We start from the raw sequence: 18,268 nt of genomic DNA on the forward strand, positions 1-18,268 counted from the left end.
TTAATAATTAAGTAGGTTGCAAGAAATAAAGCTAATTTAAAGTCTTCTTTCTAGCATTACCATTCTGCGGTAAGAAAACCATCCACCCAAAATCATGATCAAAGTAAACCCTGATAAGAACTGGAAATGAGACGCAATATCTTCTATGTTGTTCCCCTGTGTTGATACTGCTAAAAGAGCTTGATTCATGTGATAAATAGGGTTGATTTTGGTGAGATCAAGTAATGCTTTCGGTAAAAAGCGAATTGGGAAAAAAGCTCCGCCCAAAATCAACAAAGGGACACCAAAAGCAGCTACCAGGGAGTTTACATCTTCAGTACGACGCGCTAATTGAGTACCCAAAATAAAGCCTAAACCAACATAAGCCACAATACTCATAAATATAATAATTGCACCCAAAAAGACGGAACCCTTGAACGTAGCACCCCAAAAAGCAGCAATAGTATAAATAATTAATGTTTGCCCAAAACCAATACAACTATGAGCTAGAAAAATTCCCACAAAATAGGATGTTCCACTCAAAGGTGAAATAAATAAGCGTTTGAGTGTTTGCTGTTCTCTTTCTGAGACGACAGTGGCGACACTACCACCCAAACAGCTAAAAAATAGTGCTGCTCCCACTAAAGTTGAAGGTGCAGCGTATTCAAAACCTTGTTCTGTTGATAGCTTCATACTTTCTGCTAACACAAATCCGTTGATCAGCAGAATAGAAATAGGGAAAATAATCCAAAAAATCAGGCTACGTCTTCGCCGTAATAATTCAATTAAAATACGCTGAGTTACAGCGATCGCTTCACACCATAATTTCATTTTGTTAATTTATTTACAATCTTAAGTGTAAGTATTGTGAGTAATAGGACTAAGTAATCTTGCTCTGGTCAGCCAAAGATAACGCTTTTTCAAGAAGATACCTTAAAGTTAGCACAAATGTTAAGTAATGTTGCGTAGAAAGGGCGTAAAGCTGTACATTAATAAAAAGCCCGATCGCTTCCGTGCGATCGGGTTTCTTTTATATCAGAGCAAGAAAGTGAATAATCCAAAAATGAATTAGATTTACTTTAAAGTATCTAAATCAAGAGATTGCATTCCTTGCCGTTGTACAAAAGACATCATACTTCCCAACTGCAACCAAACTAAAAGCGCAGTCAAAATAGTTACTGGTACACCGACTGCATAAGCAAGCAAAGGTGGAAAACCAAATATTTCAAAACCAGAACACATAAATAATACGACACCGCCAGTTATTCCCAAAAATGGCACAGATAATTGTTTAATCGACAACTGAGAATTGGATTTTTCTGCTCCGTCACTCCGCCATTTGTTAACAATTAGCTTTAGTGTTCCGGCTAATGCTAAACCAGAGGTTAATGCAGCAAACAAGCCAAAAATTAATAGTAAATATGGCGGATGTGAAGGGTAGTAGTACATGAAAACTCCTGATTGGTATGAATTTTGAAAAATGGTTTTCCGATGTGTAGAGACGTTGCATTGCAACGCCTCTACAAATTTTTCGCAGCGAAAATTATCTTATCATCAAGCGTAATAATCATTCTTGAATTACCTTGAAACCGAGTTCATTTATTCGCCTGAAATTTTAGTTCCAGGCTTACTGTATCAAGGTTTTAGGGCTTCATACCAAAATTGGCGATCGCAGTTACTGAAGGTAATATTGCTGCAACTCTCTGTTTGGATAAGTCTGTCAAAACTCCGATTGCGACATCGAACAATCGATTTGGTTTTAAATCATCTTTGACTAAGTTCCACAAACGTTGAACTTCTTCGGTATGCAAACGATCATCCTCAGTCAGAGCTAATACCAACTGTCGCCAGAGATATTTGCCTTCATCAGATAGGAGATATTCTAATCCGAGTTTGGCTGTAGGTAAAACATCAAAATTATGATCATTACGAGCGATCGCAATCAAATTCTCTAAGCGTTGCCATTGGAATTTACCATCTTTGAATAGCACTTCTAATAACCGTCGGCGCAATTGTGGAGATTCGCCTGTCAACAAACGTCTTGCTACGTAGGGATAAGCTACTTCCACAATTTTAAAGTTGGGGTTGAGGCTCAGAGCAATACCTTCTTGAGTCACCAACGAACGAATGATTAAAGCAAACTTGGCGGGAACTCGGAAAGGATAATCATACATCAGTTGCGAGAATTGATCGGTGATGGTTTTGAAGTTGAAATCCCCGACGTTTTTGTTAATTGCATCGCCTAATGTTGCTTCTAGGGCAGGTACAATCGGACAAATATCTGTATCTGGTGTTAAAAATCCCAGTTTGACAAAGTCTACGGCTAAGTCGTTGTAATCTTTGTTAACTAGATGTACCAGTGCATCTACTAAACTTTCTTTAGTAGTTTCATCTAGCTGATCCATCATCCCAAAGTCAATGTAACCCATTCTGCCATCAGGCATGGCAAATAAATTTCCAGGGTGGGGGTCAGCATGAAAGAAACCATATTCTAATAGCTGTTGTAGACCTGAAGTCACGCCAATTTCGATGATCGCCTCCGGATCTAAACCAGCTTCCTTGACTTTTTTAGTGTCGGTGAGCTTAAATCCATTGAGCCACTCTAAAGTTAAAACCCGTGTGGAAGTATAGCGCCAATAAATAGCTGGGACTTTAACATATGGATCATTGCGGAAGTTAGTAGCAAATTTCTCGGCGTTGCGACCTTCATTGAGGTAATCTATTTCCTCAAATAATTTGGTTCCGAACTCATCCACAATCAAACTGAGATCGTGACCAAGATTTAGAGGTAGCCAAGGGGCTAGCCAACCCGCAGCCCATCGCATCAAATAAAGATCGAGGGTAATAACTGGGCGGAGATTTGGACGTTGTACTTTTACTGCTACTTCTTCGCCACTGTGTAAACGACCCCGATAAACTTGACCCAAGCTAGCAGCAGCAACAGGGTTAGGTGATAGTTCGCTGTAGATTTCCTCGACGGAACGACCTAGTTCGGTTTCAATTAGTCGGTAGGCGATCGCATTATCGAAGGCTGGTAACTGATCTTGCAGTTTCACCAGTTCTTCTAGGAAATCTTTACGTATTAAATCCGGTCGTGTTGATAAGGCTTGACCGACTTTAATAAAAGTTGGCCCCAAACGTGTTAGTAACTCACGTAGTTGAGTAGCTCGTTTGAGTTTGTTTTGCTCAATTTGATTTTGCCACTCATCCCACTTCAAACTCAAGATAAATATGGCAAAAGACCAAATAATCCTGAGCGCCCGTCTCCAGGCTAGCCAAGGACGATAGCGGTAAAACTTTGCGATCTCATCAGGATCGTAGCGTCGATTATTTTGTTTAGGGGTTTGCAGGCTCACTCCCTTATTTACCTCTTCATCTAAAATAAGAATTTACTTTCTGTTAACCGGATGTGGTTTCCTTCCAGCTCAACAAATACTTACCTGACTATTTCTCTGTAGCTTTGTAGAATTTAGTCAAGCTTTACTAAAAGTTACTTTGTTATCTTTTATTTTATATTACTACATAAAAGTATATATACTTATTGCTAAAGAGATAAATTTTTGATGTTAGTCATCTCAATAATCTATACAGTATTAATTTTATCGTGTAGTTGAGTCTGTCATCATCAGAAAAAAGCTTGAATTTGCTTACTTTGAGATTAAAATACTTATCAAAAATTTGAGTATAATTTTACACTTACTAACAAAAGAGTGAGTACTTGCACTTATGCGTGAGAAAGATAAAATAAATTGATATTTCCTGATCCCTGAATTTAGGAGGTTAAGGGATCAAAGTTAAACTTATTGCTCTCAAATTAATCTGACTAGCTGTTTGATGAGAATTTCAGCATTTTAAAACTACGAGCGATCGCTTTGATCTTAGGTACGACCATCACAATTGATTTACTGAGCTAAATCATATATTTAAAGTTTTATTTAGAAAGATTACGAATTGAAAACAATAACAATTTTACCTTCGTGTCTTCGTGTCTTGGTGGTTCAAAAGTCCTTTTTTTACCACAAAGACACAAAGACACCAAGAAAAATACATCACTTTAACTTACACCTTGAAAGGGCTAGTCCTAGATCCCCTCTAAAACAATTATTATTCTGTTAGTTTTACACTCATCACTAATTGCTTTATTAAAAACCTGCACTTGTCAGAATCCCTGATCCCCTATCCCCATCTTTACCTTGTCATGTCCATCCATCACACCTGCAATTCCCTGATTGAGACTCTACGCCAACGCAGACAAAAACTCGCTACTCGGATTGATTTTCCAGTAATTCTCTGGTCAGGAAGCAATATTCCCCGCAATTATCCAGCCAATGTCTTTCCTTTCCGAGCTAGCAGTCATTTCCTTTACTTTGCAGGATTACCGCTTGCGAATGCTGCTATTCGCCTCGAAGCAGGTAAGCTGGAACTATTCATTGATGATCCCGCACCTAGTAGCGCTCTATGGCATGGCAAAATGCCCAATCGAGAAGAAATCGCTACTCAAATCGGGGCAGATGCTGCCTATCCCATGGCAGAATTAGAGTCATATTTAGAAGGAGTAGCGACAATTCCTGTCCAAGATCCAGCTAGTTGGACACAACAGTCACAACTCTTGAATAGATGGATTCTACCACGACATCAACTGCAAGGCATTGATTTAGAGTTAGCCCAAGCAATTATCGAGTTACGCCTGACGCACGATCAACAAGCGCTAGCCGAATTACGAAAAGCTGCTGCTGTCACCGTTGAGGCACATAAAGCAGGTATGGCAGCAACACCGAGTGCCAAAATCGAAGCAGAAGTACGTGCAGCGATGGAAAAAGTCATTATTGCCCAGAATATGACTACTGCTTACCAGAGTATTGTGACTGTTCACGGTGAAGTTTTGCATAACGAGCAGTATCACCACTCCCTACAACCAGGTGATTTATTGCTTGCTGATGTTGGTGCTGAAACAGAAATGGGTTGGGCAAGTGATGTTACCCGTACTTGGCCTGTGAGTGGTAAATTTTCATCTACCCAAAGGGATATATATGATATTGTTTTGGCGGCTCATGATGCTTGTATTGCCGAGGTGTATCCTGGTGTAGAGTATCGAGATATTCATCTGTTAGGATGTACTGCGATCGCTCAGGGTTTGGTAGATTTAGGCATTTTGCGAGGAGATGCCGAAAATCTGGTAGAAAGGAATGCTCATTCTTTATTTTTTCCTCACGGTATTGGTCATTTGCTGGGTTTGGATGTCCATGATATGGAAGACTTAGGAGATTTAGCGGGATATGAACCAGGACGAGAAAGAAGCGATCGCTTTGGTTTAAGTTATCTACGTTTAAATCGTCCTTTACAAGCAGGTATGTTAGTAACAATTGAACCTGGGTTTTATCAAGTCCCAGCGATTATCAATAATCAAGAAGTACGTTCTACATACCAATACACTGTTAACTGGGAGCGTTTATCTCAGTTTGCTGATGTACGTGGTATCCGCATTGAAAATGATATTTTAGTTACAAAAAATGGCAGGGAAGTACTAACGGAGGCTTTGCCAACTGATGCTAGTGGAGTAGAGGAATTAGTTTGTAGTAAGCACGCTTAGTGCTTGAATATTTGAGGGCTAGAACCGCTCACTACAAACTTATCCAACCACTAATCATCTTTCTGAACTTGACTTCTCACCCAGTAACGGAACTCCTTAATCAAATCCAAATAATCTTTCTGTCCGACCTGTTCTAAAAAGCGAGAAATTTCCTGAATTGGCAAATTGGGAAATGCTAAACTTTCCTTAACTACCACATATTTGTGCTTTTGTAAGATATTGATGCTAAAAGAATTACCATCATATAGCCAAACTTCTAGTACACCCATACTGGCATAGATTTGCAAACGCTCTTGAGAACCACTGGTGATATCAATCTCCACTACTAAATCTGGTGGTGGATCTTGCTGCAAGTCAATTCTATTTTTACCTTTTACAGCGTTGAGATTGAGAATGTAAAAACTTTCGTCTGGTTCAGCACCAGTCAAATTAGGTCGTTTAAAGGTTGTAGAACCAAGAGGTTCTATCCTAACTGCTAATTCTTCAGCTAGAGTTTCGACAAATCTACCAATAACTTTTTTATAACGCTCATGCTCAGGCGAGGGAACCATAATTTCAAGGTTGCCATAATTATAGGTAAGTCGTAGGCGACGACTAGCACTGAGTTCATTTAATAGTGCTTCGTATGTTTGCCAACTGATACCTGACAAGTGGATAATTTCTTCTGGCGGGATCAGAGTATTGCTAGTCATGGCATTATGATTACTCTCGTCTTTTATTCATCTTCAAACACTGCTCCTCTTAGTTTTAACTCTAGCTTCATTTCCACAGAAAGCCCCTGATTATAACCAAACAGAGCATGATCAACTTTGGCTCGCGTGAATTTCACATTACTCAAATCAGTATTTCTCAAGTCAGCACCTTGAAGATTTGCATCCTCGAAATCGGCATTTCTTAAATCTGTGGGCTTATTTTGATGATTTAAAATTTCCCAAATTAAACGCCATTTATAATCTAATTTTGTTGCTTGGTTGATTTTGACAGATTTTAAGTTTGCACCACTTAAATTAGCTCCATTTAAGTCAGCACCTTCTAAATTTGCATCTTCCAAATTAGCGCCTTCTAAATTAGCATGATCTAATCTGGCACCCACTAGTTGTGTACCATGTAGATTGGCGTTCTTCAAGTTGGCGTTTCTCATTTTGGCGCTACTCAATTGAGCATTTTTCAGAACAGCACAGCTAAGATTGGCGTGATTCAATTTTGCGCTGTTCATATAAGCATTACTCAAGTCTGTATCCACTAATTGAGCATGGTTCAGATTGCCATTCCACAGGTACACACCACTGAGATTAGCATTAGTCAGATTTGCATTTGTGAACCGAGCATCACTCAGGTTAGCACTGCTGAAATTTACGCCTACTAATTGAGCATTGCTCAAGTTGGCAGCGCTAAGATTAGCATGTTGTAGATTCGCATTGCTCAGATCAGCACCTATGAGTTTAACGCTACTGAGATTAGCACTTACTAACTGAGCGATCGCCAGCTTTGTACCGCAAAGATTAGCATCGCTGAGGTTAGCGTGACTGAGGTTGGCACCACTGAGGTTAGCACCACTGAGGTTAGCACCATTTAGGTAAACACTACTAAAGTTAACACCTACTAATTCAGCATTGGTTAAATTAGCAAGAATTAAGCTTATATTTAAATCTTGATCTATCATTTCTTTATTTAAAAATTTTTCAAGTATATTCTTGTTCACATCAAATTCTTGATAAGTCATGCCTTAACACTCCATTGCTTTAATAAAAATCAACTCAAATTAACCTCAAAGGTAACTATGAGTAAAAAAACAAGTATTTTTTATGGGACAAGTCAAAACCCACTAAACTCAAGCTAGTTTAGATTTACTAGTATTTTTTTATAAAACAAAAAATAAAGACTCTGTGTCCCAATTAAATATTAAAACTAGAAAAATTTTTGACAGAATTTATTACTCAACTCAAAAATATGTATGACAAGCCTCTTGGCTCGGCAATTACAAAATGAATTAAGAATAAACTGGTAGGTGCTGACCCAGGATAGCTAGTAGTAATTTTTACCACTTTTTTCGGAAAACTGCCAGATGTCAATAAGGAAATTTTAATTTGTTTCTATGCGATTATGTTATTTTATTTAGCTTGCTTAGTCTAATTTTCACTAAAATCGGAACTCTCTGAGGGCAACACTCGCAGAGCAAAACCACTAAGCTGGTAAATAGTAACTTCAAACTTTACCAGAATTTCTGGTTTAGTAATTTAGAATCGGCTAGAGTCTGTCTCAGGTAAAAGCCGCTAAAATCCTTTAAAGCCCTTTAATGCTTAGTGTGTATAGAGATATTATCACTAGCTAACTACTTGTAAACAAATTTAGTCACTATGTTTGATGCACTTGCTGACCGTTTAGAAGCTGCTTGGAAAAAACTGCGGGGACAGGACAAAATTTCCCAATCTAATATTCAGGATGCTTTACGGGAAGTCCGCCGCGCCTTGTTGGAGGCAGATGTCAATCTCCAGGTAGTTAAAGAGTTTATTAACGAAGTCGAAGCGAAGGCGCAGGGAGCCGAGGTTATTACTGGGGTGCGTCCTGACCAACAGTTCATCAAAATCGTTCACGATGAATTGGTGCAAATTATGGGGGAAACAAATGTACCCCTAGAACAAGCACAAAATCAACCCACGATAGTTTTAATGGCTGGGTTGCAGGGAACTGGTAAAACCACTGCTACCGCTAAACTGGCTTTACACCTCCGCAAAATAGATCGTACTTGTTTGATGGTAGCAACAGACGTATATCGTCCGGCTGCGATCGAGCAATTGGTAACACTGGGTAAACAAATTGACGTACCAGTGTTTGAAATGGGAAGTGATGCTGATCCCGTAGAAATTGCTCGTTTAGGTGTAGAGCGGGGCAGAGCAGAAAATATTGATACTGTAATTATTGATACTGCTGGACGCCTGCAAATAGACGCAGATATGATGGCGGAACTAGCCCAGATCAAAGAAGTCGTCCAACCCCACGAAACTCTCTTGGTTGTGGACGCCATGACTGGTCAAGAAGCAGCTAATCTGACTCGCACTTTTCACGAACAAATTGGTATTACTGGTGCAATTCTTACCAAGCTGGATGGTGATAGTCGTGGAGGGGCAGCGTTATCAGTACGACGCATCTCAGGAGCGCCAATTAAGTTTGTTGGTGTAGGTGAGAAAGTCGAAGCCTTGCAACCATTTTATCCTGAGCGCATGGCTTCACGAATTCTCGGTATGGGTGATGTTCTCACTTTGGTGGAAAAAGCCCAAGAAGAATTTGACTTGGCTGATGCCGAGAAAATGCAAGAGAAAATTCTGTCGGCTAAGTTCGACTTTACCGATTTTCTCAAGCAACTGCGCTTGCTGAAAAACATGGGTTCCTTGGGCGGCATCCTGAAATTAATTCCGGGGATGAACAAACTTAGCAATGATCAGCTGCAACAGGGGGAAACTCAGCTCAAGCGCTGCGAAGCAATGATCAATTCCATGACCCAAGAAGAACGCAAAAATCCAGATTTATTATCTAGTTCGCCTAGTCGGCGACGACGAATTGCGGGTGGAAGTGGTTATAAAGAAGCGGATGTCAGTAAGCTAGTAAGTGACTTCCAAAAAATGCGTTCTCTCATGCAGCAAATGGGTCAAGGTAGCTTTCCTGGTATGCCGGGAATGTTTGGCGGCGGTGGCGGTATGGGCAATCCCCTAGCTGCTGGTGGCAATCGTCCTTCTCCTCCTGGATGGCGGGGTTATAGTGGCGGTGCTAGTACCAAAAAGAAGCCCAAAAAGGACAAAAAAAGGAAAGGCTTTGGTAATTTATAGTCATTGGTCAATGGTCATTGGTAGAGACGCGATTATACTCTTACGAGAAGCCGCTCTTACGAGCGTCTACGCGTCTGTACAATAGTCAATAGTTATTGGTCATTGGCTTTTGACAAATAACAAATGACAAATGACAAAGGACAATTGACCAATAGCAGTTAAGCCTATGCAAGTGCTAAAATTAGCATTCCGGCACTGCAAGTTATGATCCTCTTTGAGAAAGAGGAACTAGCACAAAGTAATGAGCAAATTCAAGCTCTTACAAAAACTGCTCTTGCCAGCGTCGGGTAAAGGAGAAAGAAAAAAGGGAAAATTAATCCCTTTTAAGCATTTCTCTTTCCCCCTGCCCCAAATCCTCATTAATTATCTGCAAACTCGTTGCTAACAATAGGAGAAAAGTCTCTCAATCATGATTAAACTGCGCTTGAAGCGATACGGAAAAAAGCGGGAAGCGAGCTATCGCATAATTGCTATTAACAGCCTTGCTCGCCGCGATGGTCGTCCTCTAGAAGAACTGGGATACTATAACCCCAGAACCGATGAAGTACGACTGGATGTTCCCGGCATCGTCAAGCGACTACAACAAGGTGCTCAACCAAGTGACACCGTGCGTCGCATCCTACAGAAAGCTAATGTCTTTGAACAGGTCAGTGCAAAAGCCGCTTCCTAAATTTGTCACAAAATCCCCAACAGTAAGTCCTGACTACGTTGGGTTAGTACGTTTTTTGATGCAGCCGTTTTTAGAATTTCCTGAGTCTTTGAGCGTCGATTGTGAAATGTATCACACTCGTAAGCGAGCTTGGATTCGCATCGCTTTTGAAAGCACAGACAAAGGTAAAGTGTTTGGTCGCGGAGGACGTAATATCCAGGCAATTCGTACAGTCATCGCTGCTGCTGCTGAAGCTGCTGGTCACTCAGTATACTTAGATATCTATGGCAGTAATGGTGTTGGTCGAGAGAGCGCTGCTTTTGAAGATGAGGGAGAAGAGCGATTGCCTCCTAAATCAAGAGAAAGACGCGTTAACGGAAGCCGTCCTGTAATCAAATCTCGTTCCCGTTAGGTCTTAACTAGAGAAAAAATGGGGTTAACAATCAACAAAATGGTTGTGTTTTTTTACTCCTTTATTAGGAGTAACCCCCTCACTTAATACGATCATTGATTCAAGATAAGACTTTGCCGCCAGTAAAAACCAGTTAAATATTACTTGCGGTTTGTTTATAGAGTAAGTGACTCAGATAATCTCTGTAAGGAGGTGAAACTAAAGAGTGGCTGAAGTCCGTTTAGGTGAAAACGAGTCGATTGACTCGGCACTAAGACGCTTTAAAAAGAAAATTCAAAAGGCTGGTATTTTATCTGAAGTCAAGCGCCGAGAAAGATACGAAAAACCTAGTCTGCGCCGCAAGCGCAAAGAGGAGGCTGCACGTAAAGGTAGTCGTTACTAAGATCAAATACTTTCAATAGTTGTTGTAGTCAAACCTAGAAAAAATAGAGAGGCTTGACGTTCCCACCCCTAAAGACCCCTAAACAGGGGTGGGATTTTGTATAAATTGCAAATGATTTTTTATTGGTTAAAAATAAAAGACTTAATTCCAAATTCCCAATTAGAACAATAATTTATGTCAATCTTAAGATATTAATCATACAGTACATACTATGGCAGATGCCTTAACAATTGAACTGCCGAACATCGCAAGTGCAATCACTCTAGCTGGACAAGGAGAAGATAATCTCAAAATTCTTTCCAAGCAAACAGGTGCTAAACTCGTGCTGCGAGGACAGGAACTACACATTTCTGGGACAGACAAACAAGTTGATTTAGCTAGTCGATTAGTGCGATCGCTTGAATATCTGTGGAGCAAAGGTAATATTGTTTCTAGTGCTGATATTCTCACAGCTCGTCAAGCTTTAGACACCCATCGAGAAGATGAACTGCAAGACTTACAAAAAGATGTCTTAGCTAAAACTCGGCGAGGCGAAGAAGTCCGGGCCAAAACATTTCGGCAAAAACAATATATCCAAGCCCTACACAAAAATGACATGATTTTCTGTACCGGGCCTGCTGGTACGGGTAAAACTTTTTTGGCGGTTGTTGTAGCAGTACAGGCGCTTCTTGCTAACCAATATGAAAAACTGATTCTCACTCGTCCTGCTGTTGAAGCAGGTGAAAAACTCGGTTTTTTGCCCGGAGATTTGCAACAAAAAGTTAATCCTTATCTCCGTCCACTTTATGATGCGATTAATGAATTTATCGATCCAGAGAAGGTACCATCATTGATGGAAAGAGGTGTGATTGAAGTTGCTCCCCTAGCTTACATGCGGGGACGTACACTCAATAATGCCTTTGTGATTGTGGATGAAGCCCAAAATACGACAGCTTCCCAGATGAAAATGGTGTTGACCCGCTTGGGTTTCAACTCCCGGATGGTGGTAACTGGTGACATCACACAAATCGATTTACCATTACATCAAGAATCTGGATTGACAGTGGCGATCAAGATTTTGAGACATGTTGAAGGAATTGCTTTTTGTGAATTTAGCCAAAAAGATGTTGTGCGCCATTCCCTAGTTCAACGTATTGTTAATGCATACGAACAGTATGAAAAATAGTCAATGGGCGTTGGGCATTGGGCATTGTGGGCATTAGGCATGGTCGTTAGTTTATGTCCTTGTTTCCTATTCCCCGTTCCCTGTTAAGAGTTGCCTGTTAAGAGTTCCCTATCCACTGACAAATGACAAAGAACAAATGACAAAGAACAAAGGACAAATGACCAATACATTAAAAGAATTTTTGGAAGCTTGCGAAACTTTGGGGACTTTGCGTTTAATTGTCACTAGTAGCGCCGCAGTATTAGAAGCACGGGGCAAAATCGAAAAGCTATTTTATGCAGAGTTACCTAAGGGTAAATACGCAAATATGCATACAGAAGGTTTTGAATTTCACTTAAATATGGACAAAATAACTCAAGTGAAATTTGAAACAGGTGAAGCAAAGCGTGGTAATTTCACGACATACGCTATCCGGTTACTTGACGAGAAACAGGAATCTGCTTTGAGTTTATTTTTACAATGGGGTAAACCAGGTGAGTATGAACCAGGACAAGTGGAAGCTTGGCACACTCTTCGGGAAAAATATGGAGAAGTTTGGCAGCCTATACCGTTAGCTGAAATTAGTTAGTGGTAGTTGGTTGTTGTGCGTAAGATTTTTATTCAGGTGATTTGCGAAAAATAATTTTACCAATGAGTAGGGCGTAAGGATTTGCGCTCCTACGAATTGATTTTTTGCAAATCTCCTAGATATTGCTCCTTAAATACCCAATTAGATTGTCTAGAAATGAGGTAACTATTTTAAGCATTTCTGGTTCTGTGGATTTTTTATTTCCCGAACCAGGAGAATTTACCAATCTACAATCTAAAGGGAAGTTACTAGTTTCTGGAGTAGATTTGACAAAGGGAACTTCTTCTATCAAGCAAGCTATTTTCAGCCGAAAAGCTGCTTGTTGAACAATAATTATTGGTTGATTGAGTTGATTGGCGATCGCACCTAAAGAAATAGTACCATTAGCAAATTCCCAAATTTGCCACTCCAAGGCATGTAAACGAATTTCTGGTTTAGTTTGAGTCATACTATGTATGGCAGAATTAGGATCTGGGAGAGCTTCAGCCAGGGTTTTCCAATTTTTCAGATTTCTCAGAGCCATCAAAGCCACTTCAATTGCTCTCAAGCTCAACCCTGTCATTTCTTGATTTGGTATGGGTGCTTTGCTATCAAGTTTAAACACACCTTTTTGAATTTCAAAAAGCTCTCGAATTAGCTGTATTTGGCTGGCAAATAATAAATTCAGTTGTTCAGCATTCAATATTCCTGCTGTTTTGAGGTTCAAACCAAGGGGTTTTTCTTTTCCTGGTGTCAGCAAAAATTTTTCTGTAAGTTGTGGCTGCACCCATTTCCGTTCGCTGATTTTAGTGATTAAACCTTGCCCATCTAAAGAATTTGACACAGCGACGATACGCCCCTGCCGAAACCAAATAAAGTAGTATTGGGATTTTGCTTGGCTAGCATTACCATCTAATAATCTACGAACAGTTAAACAACCAGATTTTCTTCCTTGGTCTATGATTTGAAACAGTTCAGCCAAAGAAAAATCTGTTAAAGAACTAGATAAGCTCATTAATTCAATTATTCTAAAATAGTTATTTTTCCTAACTTGCACCCACTAGATAATCTTCGCAGCAAATTTTTTACTTGCTTTTTTCAAAGCTAGACTTTATTTTTTTTGCATTAAGTTTAGAAGAATTATATAACTTAATTCCTCAACAATCTAAATGTTTATTTACAAATTTGTATAAACTTTGATTTTTCTTTATTTTATAGCGATATGTGAAGTCACTATAATGTTTGCTGCTTGATATTTTGCATATATAGCAATCCGTGTAGGAGTTGTGAAAATTAAGAGAGCCAGATCCCCCACAATTTATGCAAAGTCGGGGATGTTTTTGTTCACAAATGATTTAGGATTCTTAAACTTTATTTTTTAAATACCCAACTAGATTGTGCAAAAACGAAGTACTGAGCGTAGTCATTTCTGATTCTGTGGATTTTTGACTTAGTAAAATAGAGGAGTCTACGTTGTTAACATCTAGAGGGTAATCATTCAATTCTGGAATAGATGTATCAAGAGGAATTTCTTCGATTAAACCAGCTATTTTCAGCCGGAAAGCTGCTTGCTGAACTAAGCTTGTTGGTTGATTCAGGTGATTGGCGATCGCACCTAAAGATATAGTACCATTGGCAAATTCCCATAATTGCCACTCTAAAGCTTTTAAGTGAAGATCGGGTTTGTTTTGGGTAATGCTACATATCGCCGAATTAGTATCTGGGAGAACATCAGCTAAAATATCCCAGTTTTTTAGCGTTCTCAGAGCCATCAGAGCAACTTCAATGGCGCTTAAACTTAACCCTGTCATTTCTTTCCCAGGTATAGTTGCTTTGCTATCCAGTCTGAATACACCCTTTTGAATTTCAAAAAGCTCTCGAATTTGCCGTAGTTGGTTGGCAAAGAGTAAATTTAATTGTTCAGCATTTAATACTCCTGCTGTTTTGAGATGTAAACCAAAAGGTATAGTTGCTGGTGTGATCGCATAATATTCATCTATTATTTGCGGCTTTACCCACTTGCGTTGCTTTATTTGATTCATTAAACCTTCGCTGTTTAAACAATTTGCCGCAGCAACAATACATCCTTTTCGGAACCAAATAAAGTAATATCGAGATTGACCTGCTGAAGCAGGATCATATAGTAAATTACAAACAATTAAACAACCAGATTTTCTTCCTTGGTCTACGAGCTGAAACAATTCAGCCAAGGAAAAATCTGTTAAGAAACTATGTAGACTCATTGTTTCAAATATTATAAAAAGCTATTTTTCAAACTTGCACCCTGATAATTCATGTCTGTGCTTGCGGCAAGTTTTATACATACCTTTTGAATTTTACTTATGATTAAGCTTTCGCAGCCAGAGAAGTTATATGTAAACTGTATAGCTAAAATTTGGATTTTTTGCTTAATTTTATTAACAAATAAGAAATTTTTCTTAATTTAAATGAGAGTATTAATCTTAAGGCTATGTGGAGAATGCACCCTGTAATTTATTGTTCTAAACACAGGTAGGAGTTTTTGCAAGCCACTAATCAATAGTTAAATCAATCAGATAGCATGGTGTTTATATAGAATTACATTGAGCGTGCGCCAGTAGCAATTAAACGCCTAAACAAACCTTGAGTCCAACCAGTTTCTCTGAGAACAGCATCTGATGATACCTCTACATAAGCTTGCTCAATAAATGCTAAATCAATCATGCAAATGCGACTGAGTGCATCTTTGAGTTCTGGAGTTTGACCATCAATTTGTAGGCGTTTTTCTACTTGGTGAATTACTGTCGCCATTGCTGGAACAACGTGTTGAGGTCCAATACCAATACGGACGTGAACTAAACCGATTTTCCAACGGCGATCGGCGTAAGCTTGACCCCAATCATCCATACCTGTAAACATTTCGTGAAACCATTCAATGAAAGTTTCACGCAAGCGATGGATACGCCCGCTTCCATCATGTAAAATTGCATTCATTTCTAGATCACGCCCCAAATAGGCATAAAAATGGTCAGCCATTTCGGGAGCAACTTGTAAACCCCAATCAGCTTGGGACTTCAGTATGGCTTTGTCTTCATCTGTCAAGCCTACACGCTGTTCTAGCGTAGACAAAAAGGCTAGTGTTTCTAAAGGCATGATTGACTTCTCCTTATATGAGACTGTTTTTTGTTCCTAGTCAGGCTAACAGAGGCGCAATTCTAGAAACAGCACGTTTAACTTCTAGGAACAGTAAGCCTTGTTTGACACCTGCACTAGCCAGTACTAATAAAACTGCATCACTACCACAAGCAACTAACACGCCGTAGCCTTTTTCTCCTTCTACAACAATACGCTCTACATTCCCACGAACCAGTTCGCGACCGATACGTTCACCTAACGACAGCATAGATGCAGACATAGCAGCAGTCCGTTCTTCATCCATCCCACCTGGTAACACAGAGGCCAAAGCCAAGCCATCTGGACTTACTAAAGCCGCACCTTGAATATCAGAGGTTCCAGACACGAAGTTTTGCAATTCGTCTTGCAGCATTGAGACGTTAATCATAAATTTGTCCTCCACAATCTTTGGTACAGATGTATGAGCTTGATCAGAAGTTGTTGGTAACAGATTGTCTACCGTTACTACGGGTAACGATTGTGCTGTATCTTCCGCAATTGTTTCTTCTGGTGAATGTGTTTTTGTTGACAAATGTGATGTTTCTGTTGACACAGAGGGTATTTTTTGAACATCCCTAGTCAATCGCTTTAGTAAGTAGCCCAGAAGCATAACGGTTAAACAGCAGGCTATGAATAGCGTGATGAATCGCATTATTGGGCGTCAATAGCTGACTCCAAGACTTTAGATAGCTCAATATAAGTAACAAGGAAAATCACGTACAACAGGATAAAAATATTGTTACATGTTTTAACTTTTACATTCTGTCTGAGAGTTTGTTTACACAAGAGAATGCCATTTAATCGCTAAAATACTGGTAATATTTGGTAATTTCTTCGATCAATGCAATTAAACTTTCTTTGACAGAAGTCGGTTCTGTCGCATTTACAGAAATGATTGGTAGCCTGTTATTTGCATCCAATAGTCCCAAAGCTAATGCGATATCTTCCATGTCCCAAGCATCAGGACAATCAGTATGAGTTAGCCCAATTAAACACGGTATTTTTACCCGATGCTTCATAAATTGCAGAATTTTTCGACTATAGCGCAGGTGTTCTGGACGGTGTGTATCTATTAGTAAAATGTAGGCATGGGCTTTTTGAATTAAGATATCCCACATAAAATCAAATCGCGCCTGTCCTGGCGTGCCATAAAGATGTAGTGACTGATTAGGTGCAATAGTTAATCGCCCGAAATCTAATGCAACTGTAGTTTTTTCTTTCAGGAGTGCGATTTCATCAGTTGCTTTTCTATCGGTATCTACCGTTTCAATTTCACTGATGGTACGAATAAAGCTGGTTTTACCTGCACCTACGCCTCCAGTGATCACAATGCGTAGGATCTCCATCAATTATTACTCCTCAAAAAGCCAACTATATTTTGTAGAAATAAAGTACTGATCTTGATGGTTGTCTCGACTGGAGATTTGACTGCTTTAGAAGAATTAACTAAGTTTAAATCTACAGGATAATTACTCAATTCTGGTGTTGATTCGTTTAAGGGAACTTCTTCGATTAAACAAGCCAACATCAGCCGAAAAGCTGCTTGTTGAACTAAAGCTATTGGTTGATTGAGTTGATTGGCGATCGCACTTAAGCTCATGCTACCATTGGCAAATTCCCATACCTGCCACTCCAAAGCATGTAAATGAATTTGTGGTTTTCCTTGAGCAATGCTGTGTATAGCCGAATTGGGATCTGGGAGTGCATCAGCTAATATTTTCCAGCTTTTTAGTGTTCTTAAAGCCACCAGAGCTATTTCTATTGCTCTGAGACTTAATCCTGTCATTTCTTTAACAGGTAACGGTGCTTTGCTGTCAAGTTTAAATACACCTGTTTGAATTTCAAACAACTGTCGTACTTGATGCATTTGACTAGCAAATAATAAATTTAATTGCTCGGTGTTGAGTAAACCTTCAGCTTTTAGAAATAAACCAAGGGGTTTTTCTGAAGAAAATATTTGACAATATTTTTCTATAAGTTGCTGGCTTACCCAACTTCGTTGAGCAATTTTGTGGACTAAACCCTGACCATTTAAGCGATGTGCTGCCGCAACTACACGTCCTTGTCGAAACCAAATATAATAATATTGCGATTTAGAATCAGGAGTGTGAATATCTGGTAGAGTACATACACTTAAACAACCGGATTTTCTGCCTTGGTCAATCAGTTGAAACAATTCAGCTAAAGAAAAATCCGTGAAAGAACTAGATAGGTTCATTAGCTCATCCAAGCATAAATAAAGTAATCAATGAAGATTACACCCTAATAACTTATTGAATATTCTGCCAGTTTTAAATTATTACTCTTCAATCAGGTCAAATATTTACAAATCTAAGCCATTAAACAAATTTAGATTTATTCAATCAGAACTGGCATTGAAATTTACAAGTGTCAATTAATATTCACATAAACCACGTCTACTTTGAGAACTGTAGTTTTGTAGGTTGAGTGTAGCGACAGCGAAACCCAACATTATAGTCTGGTTAATGTTGGGTTACACTCCGTTCCACCCAACCTACATAATGTCCTTTTTGAAAAACTCCTCTTTTCAAGATGGACGAGGTTTA

18 protein-coding genes are annotated in these 18,268 nt (G+C 39.3%); 7 read left to right on the forward strand and 11 right to left on the reverse strand.

The window, feature by feature from the left end; genetic code table 11:
* Nucleotides 1–36: 36 nt before the first annotated feature.
* The 3 genes from ACE1AT_RS16355 to ACE1AT_RS16365 all read right to left on the reverse strand — a co-directional run bounded on the left by ACE1AT_RS16355 (nt 37) and on the right by ACE1AT_RS16365 (nt 3,335).
* Nucleotides 37–810 (reverse strand): ABC transporter permease, encoded by a 774-nt coding sequence (locus ACE1AT_RS16355; RefSeq protein WP_374870127.1) that lies wholly within the window; start codon nt 808–810, stop codon nt 37–39.
* Between the two features lie 243 nt (nt 811–1,053).
* The gene (locus ACE1AT_RS16360) at nt 1,054–1,428 is read right to left on the reverse strand and encodes a hypothetical protein (protein ID WP_374870129.1); all 375 of its coding nucleotides are present in this window, start codon (nt 1,426–1,428) and stop codon (nt 1,054–1,056) included.
* Nucleotides 1,429–1,622: 194 nt separating this feature from the next.
* A complete protein-coding gene (locus ACE1AT_RS16365; RefSeq protein ID WP_374870131.1) occupies nt 1,623–3,335 on the reverse strand; it encodes an ABC1 kinase family protein in 1,713 nt (570 codons plus the stop codon).
* Nucleotides 3,336–4,177: 842 nt separating this feature from the next.
* On the opposite strand from ACE1AT_RS16365, the gene ACE1AT_RS16370 reads away from it, so the two are divergent.
* Nucleotides 4,178–5,569: an aminopeptidase P family protein gene (locus ACE1AT_RS16370; RefSeq protein ID WP_374870157.1), complete on the forward strand. Its 1,392-nt coding sequence runs from the start codon at nt 4,178–4,180 to the stop codon at nt 5,567–5,569.
* 50 nt (nt 5,570–5,619) lie between these two features.
* Here the strand turns inward: ACE1AT_RS16370 and ACE1AT_RS16375 are convergent, their stop codons facing one another.
* A complete protein-coding gene (locus ACE1AT_RS16375; protein WP_374870133.1) occupies nt 5,620–6,261 on the reverse strand; it encodes a Uma2 family endonuclease in 642 nt (213 codons plus the stop codon).
* A 23-nt stretch (nt 6,262–6,284) separates the two neighbouring features.
* On the reverse strand, nt 6,285–7,292 hold the full coding sequence (locus ACE1AT_RS16380; protein WP_374870135.1) for a pentapeptide repeat-containing protein: 1,008 nt from the start codon (nt 7,290–7,292) through the stop codon (nt 6,285–6,287).
* A gap of 634 nt (nt 7,293–7,926) precedes the next feature.
* Here ACE1AT_RS16380 and ffh point away from each other — a divergent pair.
* The 6 genes from ffh (at nt 7,927) to ACE1AT_RS16410 (ending at nt 12,569) form a co-directional block, all read left to right on the forward strand.
* On the forward strand, nt 7,927–9,393 hold the full coding sequence (ffh, locus tag ACE1AT_RS16385; protein WP_374870137.1) for a signal recognition particle protein: 1,467 nt from the start codon (nt 7,927–7,929) through the stop codon (nt 9,391–9,393).
* A gap of 409 nt (nt 9,394–9,802) precedes the next feature.
* A complete protein-coding gene (gene rpsP, locus ACE1AT_RS16390) occupies nt 9,803–10,063 on the forward strand; it encodes a 30S ribosomal protein S16 (RefSeq protein WP_016861838.1) in 261 nt (86 codons plus the stop codon).
* Nucleotides 10,044–10,454, forward strand: coding sequence for a KH domain-containing protein (locus tag ACE1AT_RS16395; protein ID WP_374870159.1), 411 nt, complete (start codon nt 10,044–10,046; stop codon nt 10,452–10,454). Before rpsP ends, ACE1AT_RS16395 begins: the two co-directional genes overlap by 20 nt.
* Nucleotides 10,455–10,659: 205 nt before the next feature.
* A complete protein-coding gene (rpsU, locus tag ACE1AT_RS16400; protein WP_009455158.1) occupies nt 10,660–10,836 on the forward strand; it encodes a 30S ribosomal protein S21 in 177 nt (58 codons plus the stop codon).
* A gap of 211 nt (nt 10,837–11,047) precedes the next feature.
* Nucleotides 11,048–12,001 carry a PhoH family protein gene (locus ACE1AT_RS16405; protein WP_374870141.1) on the forward strand — a complete coding sequence of 318 codons (954 nt, stop codon included), beginning with the start codon at nt 11,048–11,050 and terminating at the stop codon, nt 11,999–12,001.
* A 157-nt stretch (nt 12,002–12,158) separates the two neighbouring features.
* Entirely contained in the window at nt 12,159–12,569 is a 411-nt protein-coding gene (locus tag ACE1AT_RS16410; RefSeq protein WP_374870143.1) for a ChuX/HutX family heme-like substrate-binding protein, read from the forward strand.
* A gap of 115 nt (nt 12,570–12,684) precedes the next feature.
* Here the strand turns inward: ACE1AT_RS16410 and ACE1AT_RS16415 are convergent, their stop codons facing one another.
* The 6 genes from ACE1AT_RS16415 to ACE1AT_RS16440 all read right to left on the reverse strand — a co-directional run bounded on the left by ACE1AT_RS16415 (nt 12,685) and on the right by ACE1AT_RS16440 (nt 17,919).
* Nucleotides 12,685–13,563, reverse strand: a complete 879-nt coding sequence (locus tag ACE1AT_RS16415; protein WP_374870145.1) for a DUF4388 domain-containing protein — start codon at nt 13,561–13,563, stop codon at nt 12,685–12,687.
* 349 nt (nt 13,564–13,912) lie between these two features.
* Nucleotides 13,913–14,791, reverse strand: a complete 879-nt coding sequence (locus ACE1AT_RS16420) for a DUF4388 domain-containing protein (RefSeq protein WP_374870147.1) — start codon at nt 14,789–14,791, stop codon at nt 13,913–13,915.
* Between the two features lie 334 nt (nt 14,792–15,125).
* Nucleotides 15,126–15,680, reverse strand: coding sequence for a protoglobin domain-containing protein (locus ACE1AT_RS16425; protein ID WP_374870149.1), 555 nt, complete (start codon nt 15,678–15,680; stop codon nt 15,126–15,128).
* A gap of 40 nt (nt 15,681–15,720) precedes the next feature.
* Entirely contained in the window at nt 15,721–16,311 is a 591-nt protein-coding gene (locus ACE1AT_RS16430; protein WP_374870151.1) for a roadblock/LC7 domain-containing protein, read from the reverse strand.
* A 187-nt stretch (nt 16,312–16,498) separates the two neighbouring features.
* Nucleotides 16,499–17,047: an ATP/GTP-binding protein gene (locus tag ACE1AT_RS16435; protein ID WP_374870153.1), complete on the reverse strand. Its 549-nt coding sequence runs from the start codon at nt 17,045–17,047 to the stop codon at nt 16,499–16,501.
* Nucleotides 17,047–17,919, reverse strand: a complete 873-nt coding sequence (locus ACE1AT_RS16440) for a DUF4388 domain-containing protein (protein WP_374870155.1) — start codon at nt 17,917–17,919, stop codon at nt 17,047–17,049. The genes ACE1AT_RS16435 and ACE1AT_RS16440 overlap by 1 nt, the downstream gene beginning before the upstream one ends.
* Nucleotides 17,920–18,268: the final 349 nt, after the last annotated feature.

Origin of the sequence: Pelatocladus sp. BLCC-F211 (genome assembly GCF_041928655.1) — a bacterium.
GTDB lineage: Bacteria > Cyanobacteriota > Cyanobacteriia > Cyanobacteriales > Nostocaceae > Pelatocladus.

Coding starts and splice junctions, on each gene's coding strand:
- ACE1AT_RS16355 (WP_374870127.1), bottom strand. CDS start 810: ATGAAATTATGGTGTGAAGCGATCGCTGTAACTCAGCGTATTTTAATT.
- ACE1AT_RS16360 (WP_374870129.1), bottom strand. CDS start 1,428: ATGTACTACTACCCTTCACATCCGCCATATTTACTATTAATTTTTGGC.
- ACE1AT_RS16370 (WP_374870157.1), top strand. CDS start 4,178: ATGTCCATCCATCACACCTGCAATTCCCTGATTGAGACTCTACGCCAA.
- ACE1AT_RS16375 (WP_374870133.1), bottom strand. CDS start 6,261: ATGACTAGCAATACTCTGATCCCGCCAGAAGAAATTATCCACTTGTCA.
- ACE1AT_RS16380 (WP_374870135.1), bottom strand. CDS start 7,292: ATGACTTATCAAGAATTTGATGTGAACAAGAATATACTTGAAAAATTT.
- ffh (WP_374870137.1), top strand. CDS start 7,927: ATGTTTGATGCACTTGCTGACCGTTTAGAAGCTGCTTGGAAAAAACTG.
- rpsP (WP_016861838.1), top strand. CDS start 9,803: ATGATTAAACTGCGCTTGAAGCGATACGGAAAAAAGCGGGAAGCGAGC.
- ACE1AT_RS16405 (WP_374870141.1), top strand. CDS start 11,048: ATGGCAGATGCCTTAACAATTGAACTGCCGAACATCGCAAGTGCAATC.
- ACE1AT_RS16410 (WP_374870143.1), top strand. CDS start 12,159: ATGACCAATACATTAAAAGAATTTTTGGAAGCTTGCGAAACTTTGGGG.
- ACE1AT_RS16415 (WP_374870145.1), bottom strand. CDS start 13,563: ATGAGCTTATCTAGTTCTTTAACAGATTTTTCTTTGGCTGAACTGTTT.
- ACE1AT_RS16420 (WP_374870147.1), bottom strand. CDS start 14,791: ATGAGTCTACATAGTTTCTTAACAGATTTTTCCTTGGCTGAATTGTTT.
- ACE1AT_RS16425 (WP_374870149.1), bottom strand. CDS start 15,680: ATGCCTTTAGAAACACTAGCCTTTTTGTCTACGCTAGAACAGCGTGTA.
- ACE1AT_RS16430 (WP_374870151.1), bottom strand. CDS start 16,311: ATGCTTCTGGGCTACTTACTAAAGCGATTGACTAGGGATGTTCAAAAA.
- ACE1AT_RS16435 (WP_374870153.1), bottom strand. CDS start 17,047: ATGGAGATCCTACGCATTGTGATCACTGGAGGCGTAGGTGCAGGTAAA.
- ACE1AT_RS16440 (WP_374870155.1), bottom strand. CDS start 17,919: ATGAACCTATCTAGTTCTTTCACGGATTTTTCTTTAGCTGAATTGTTT.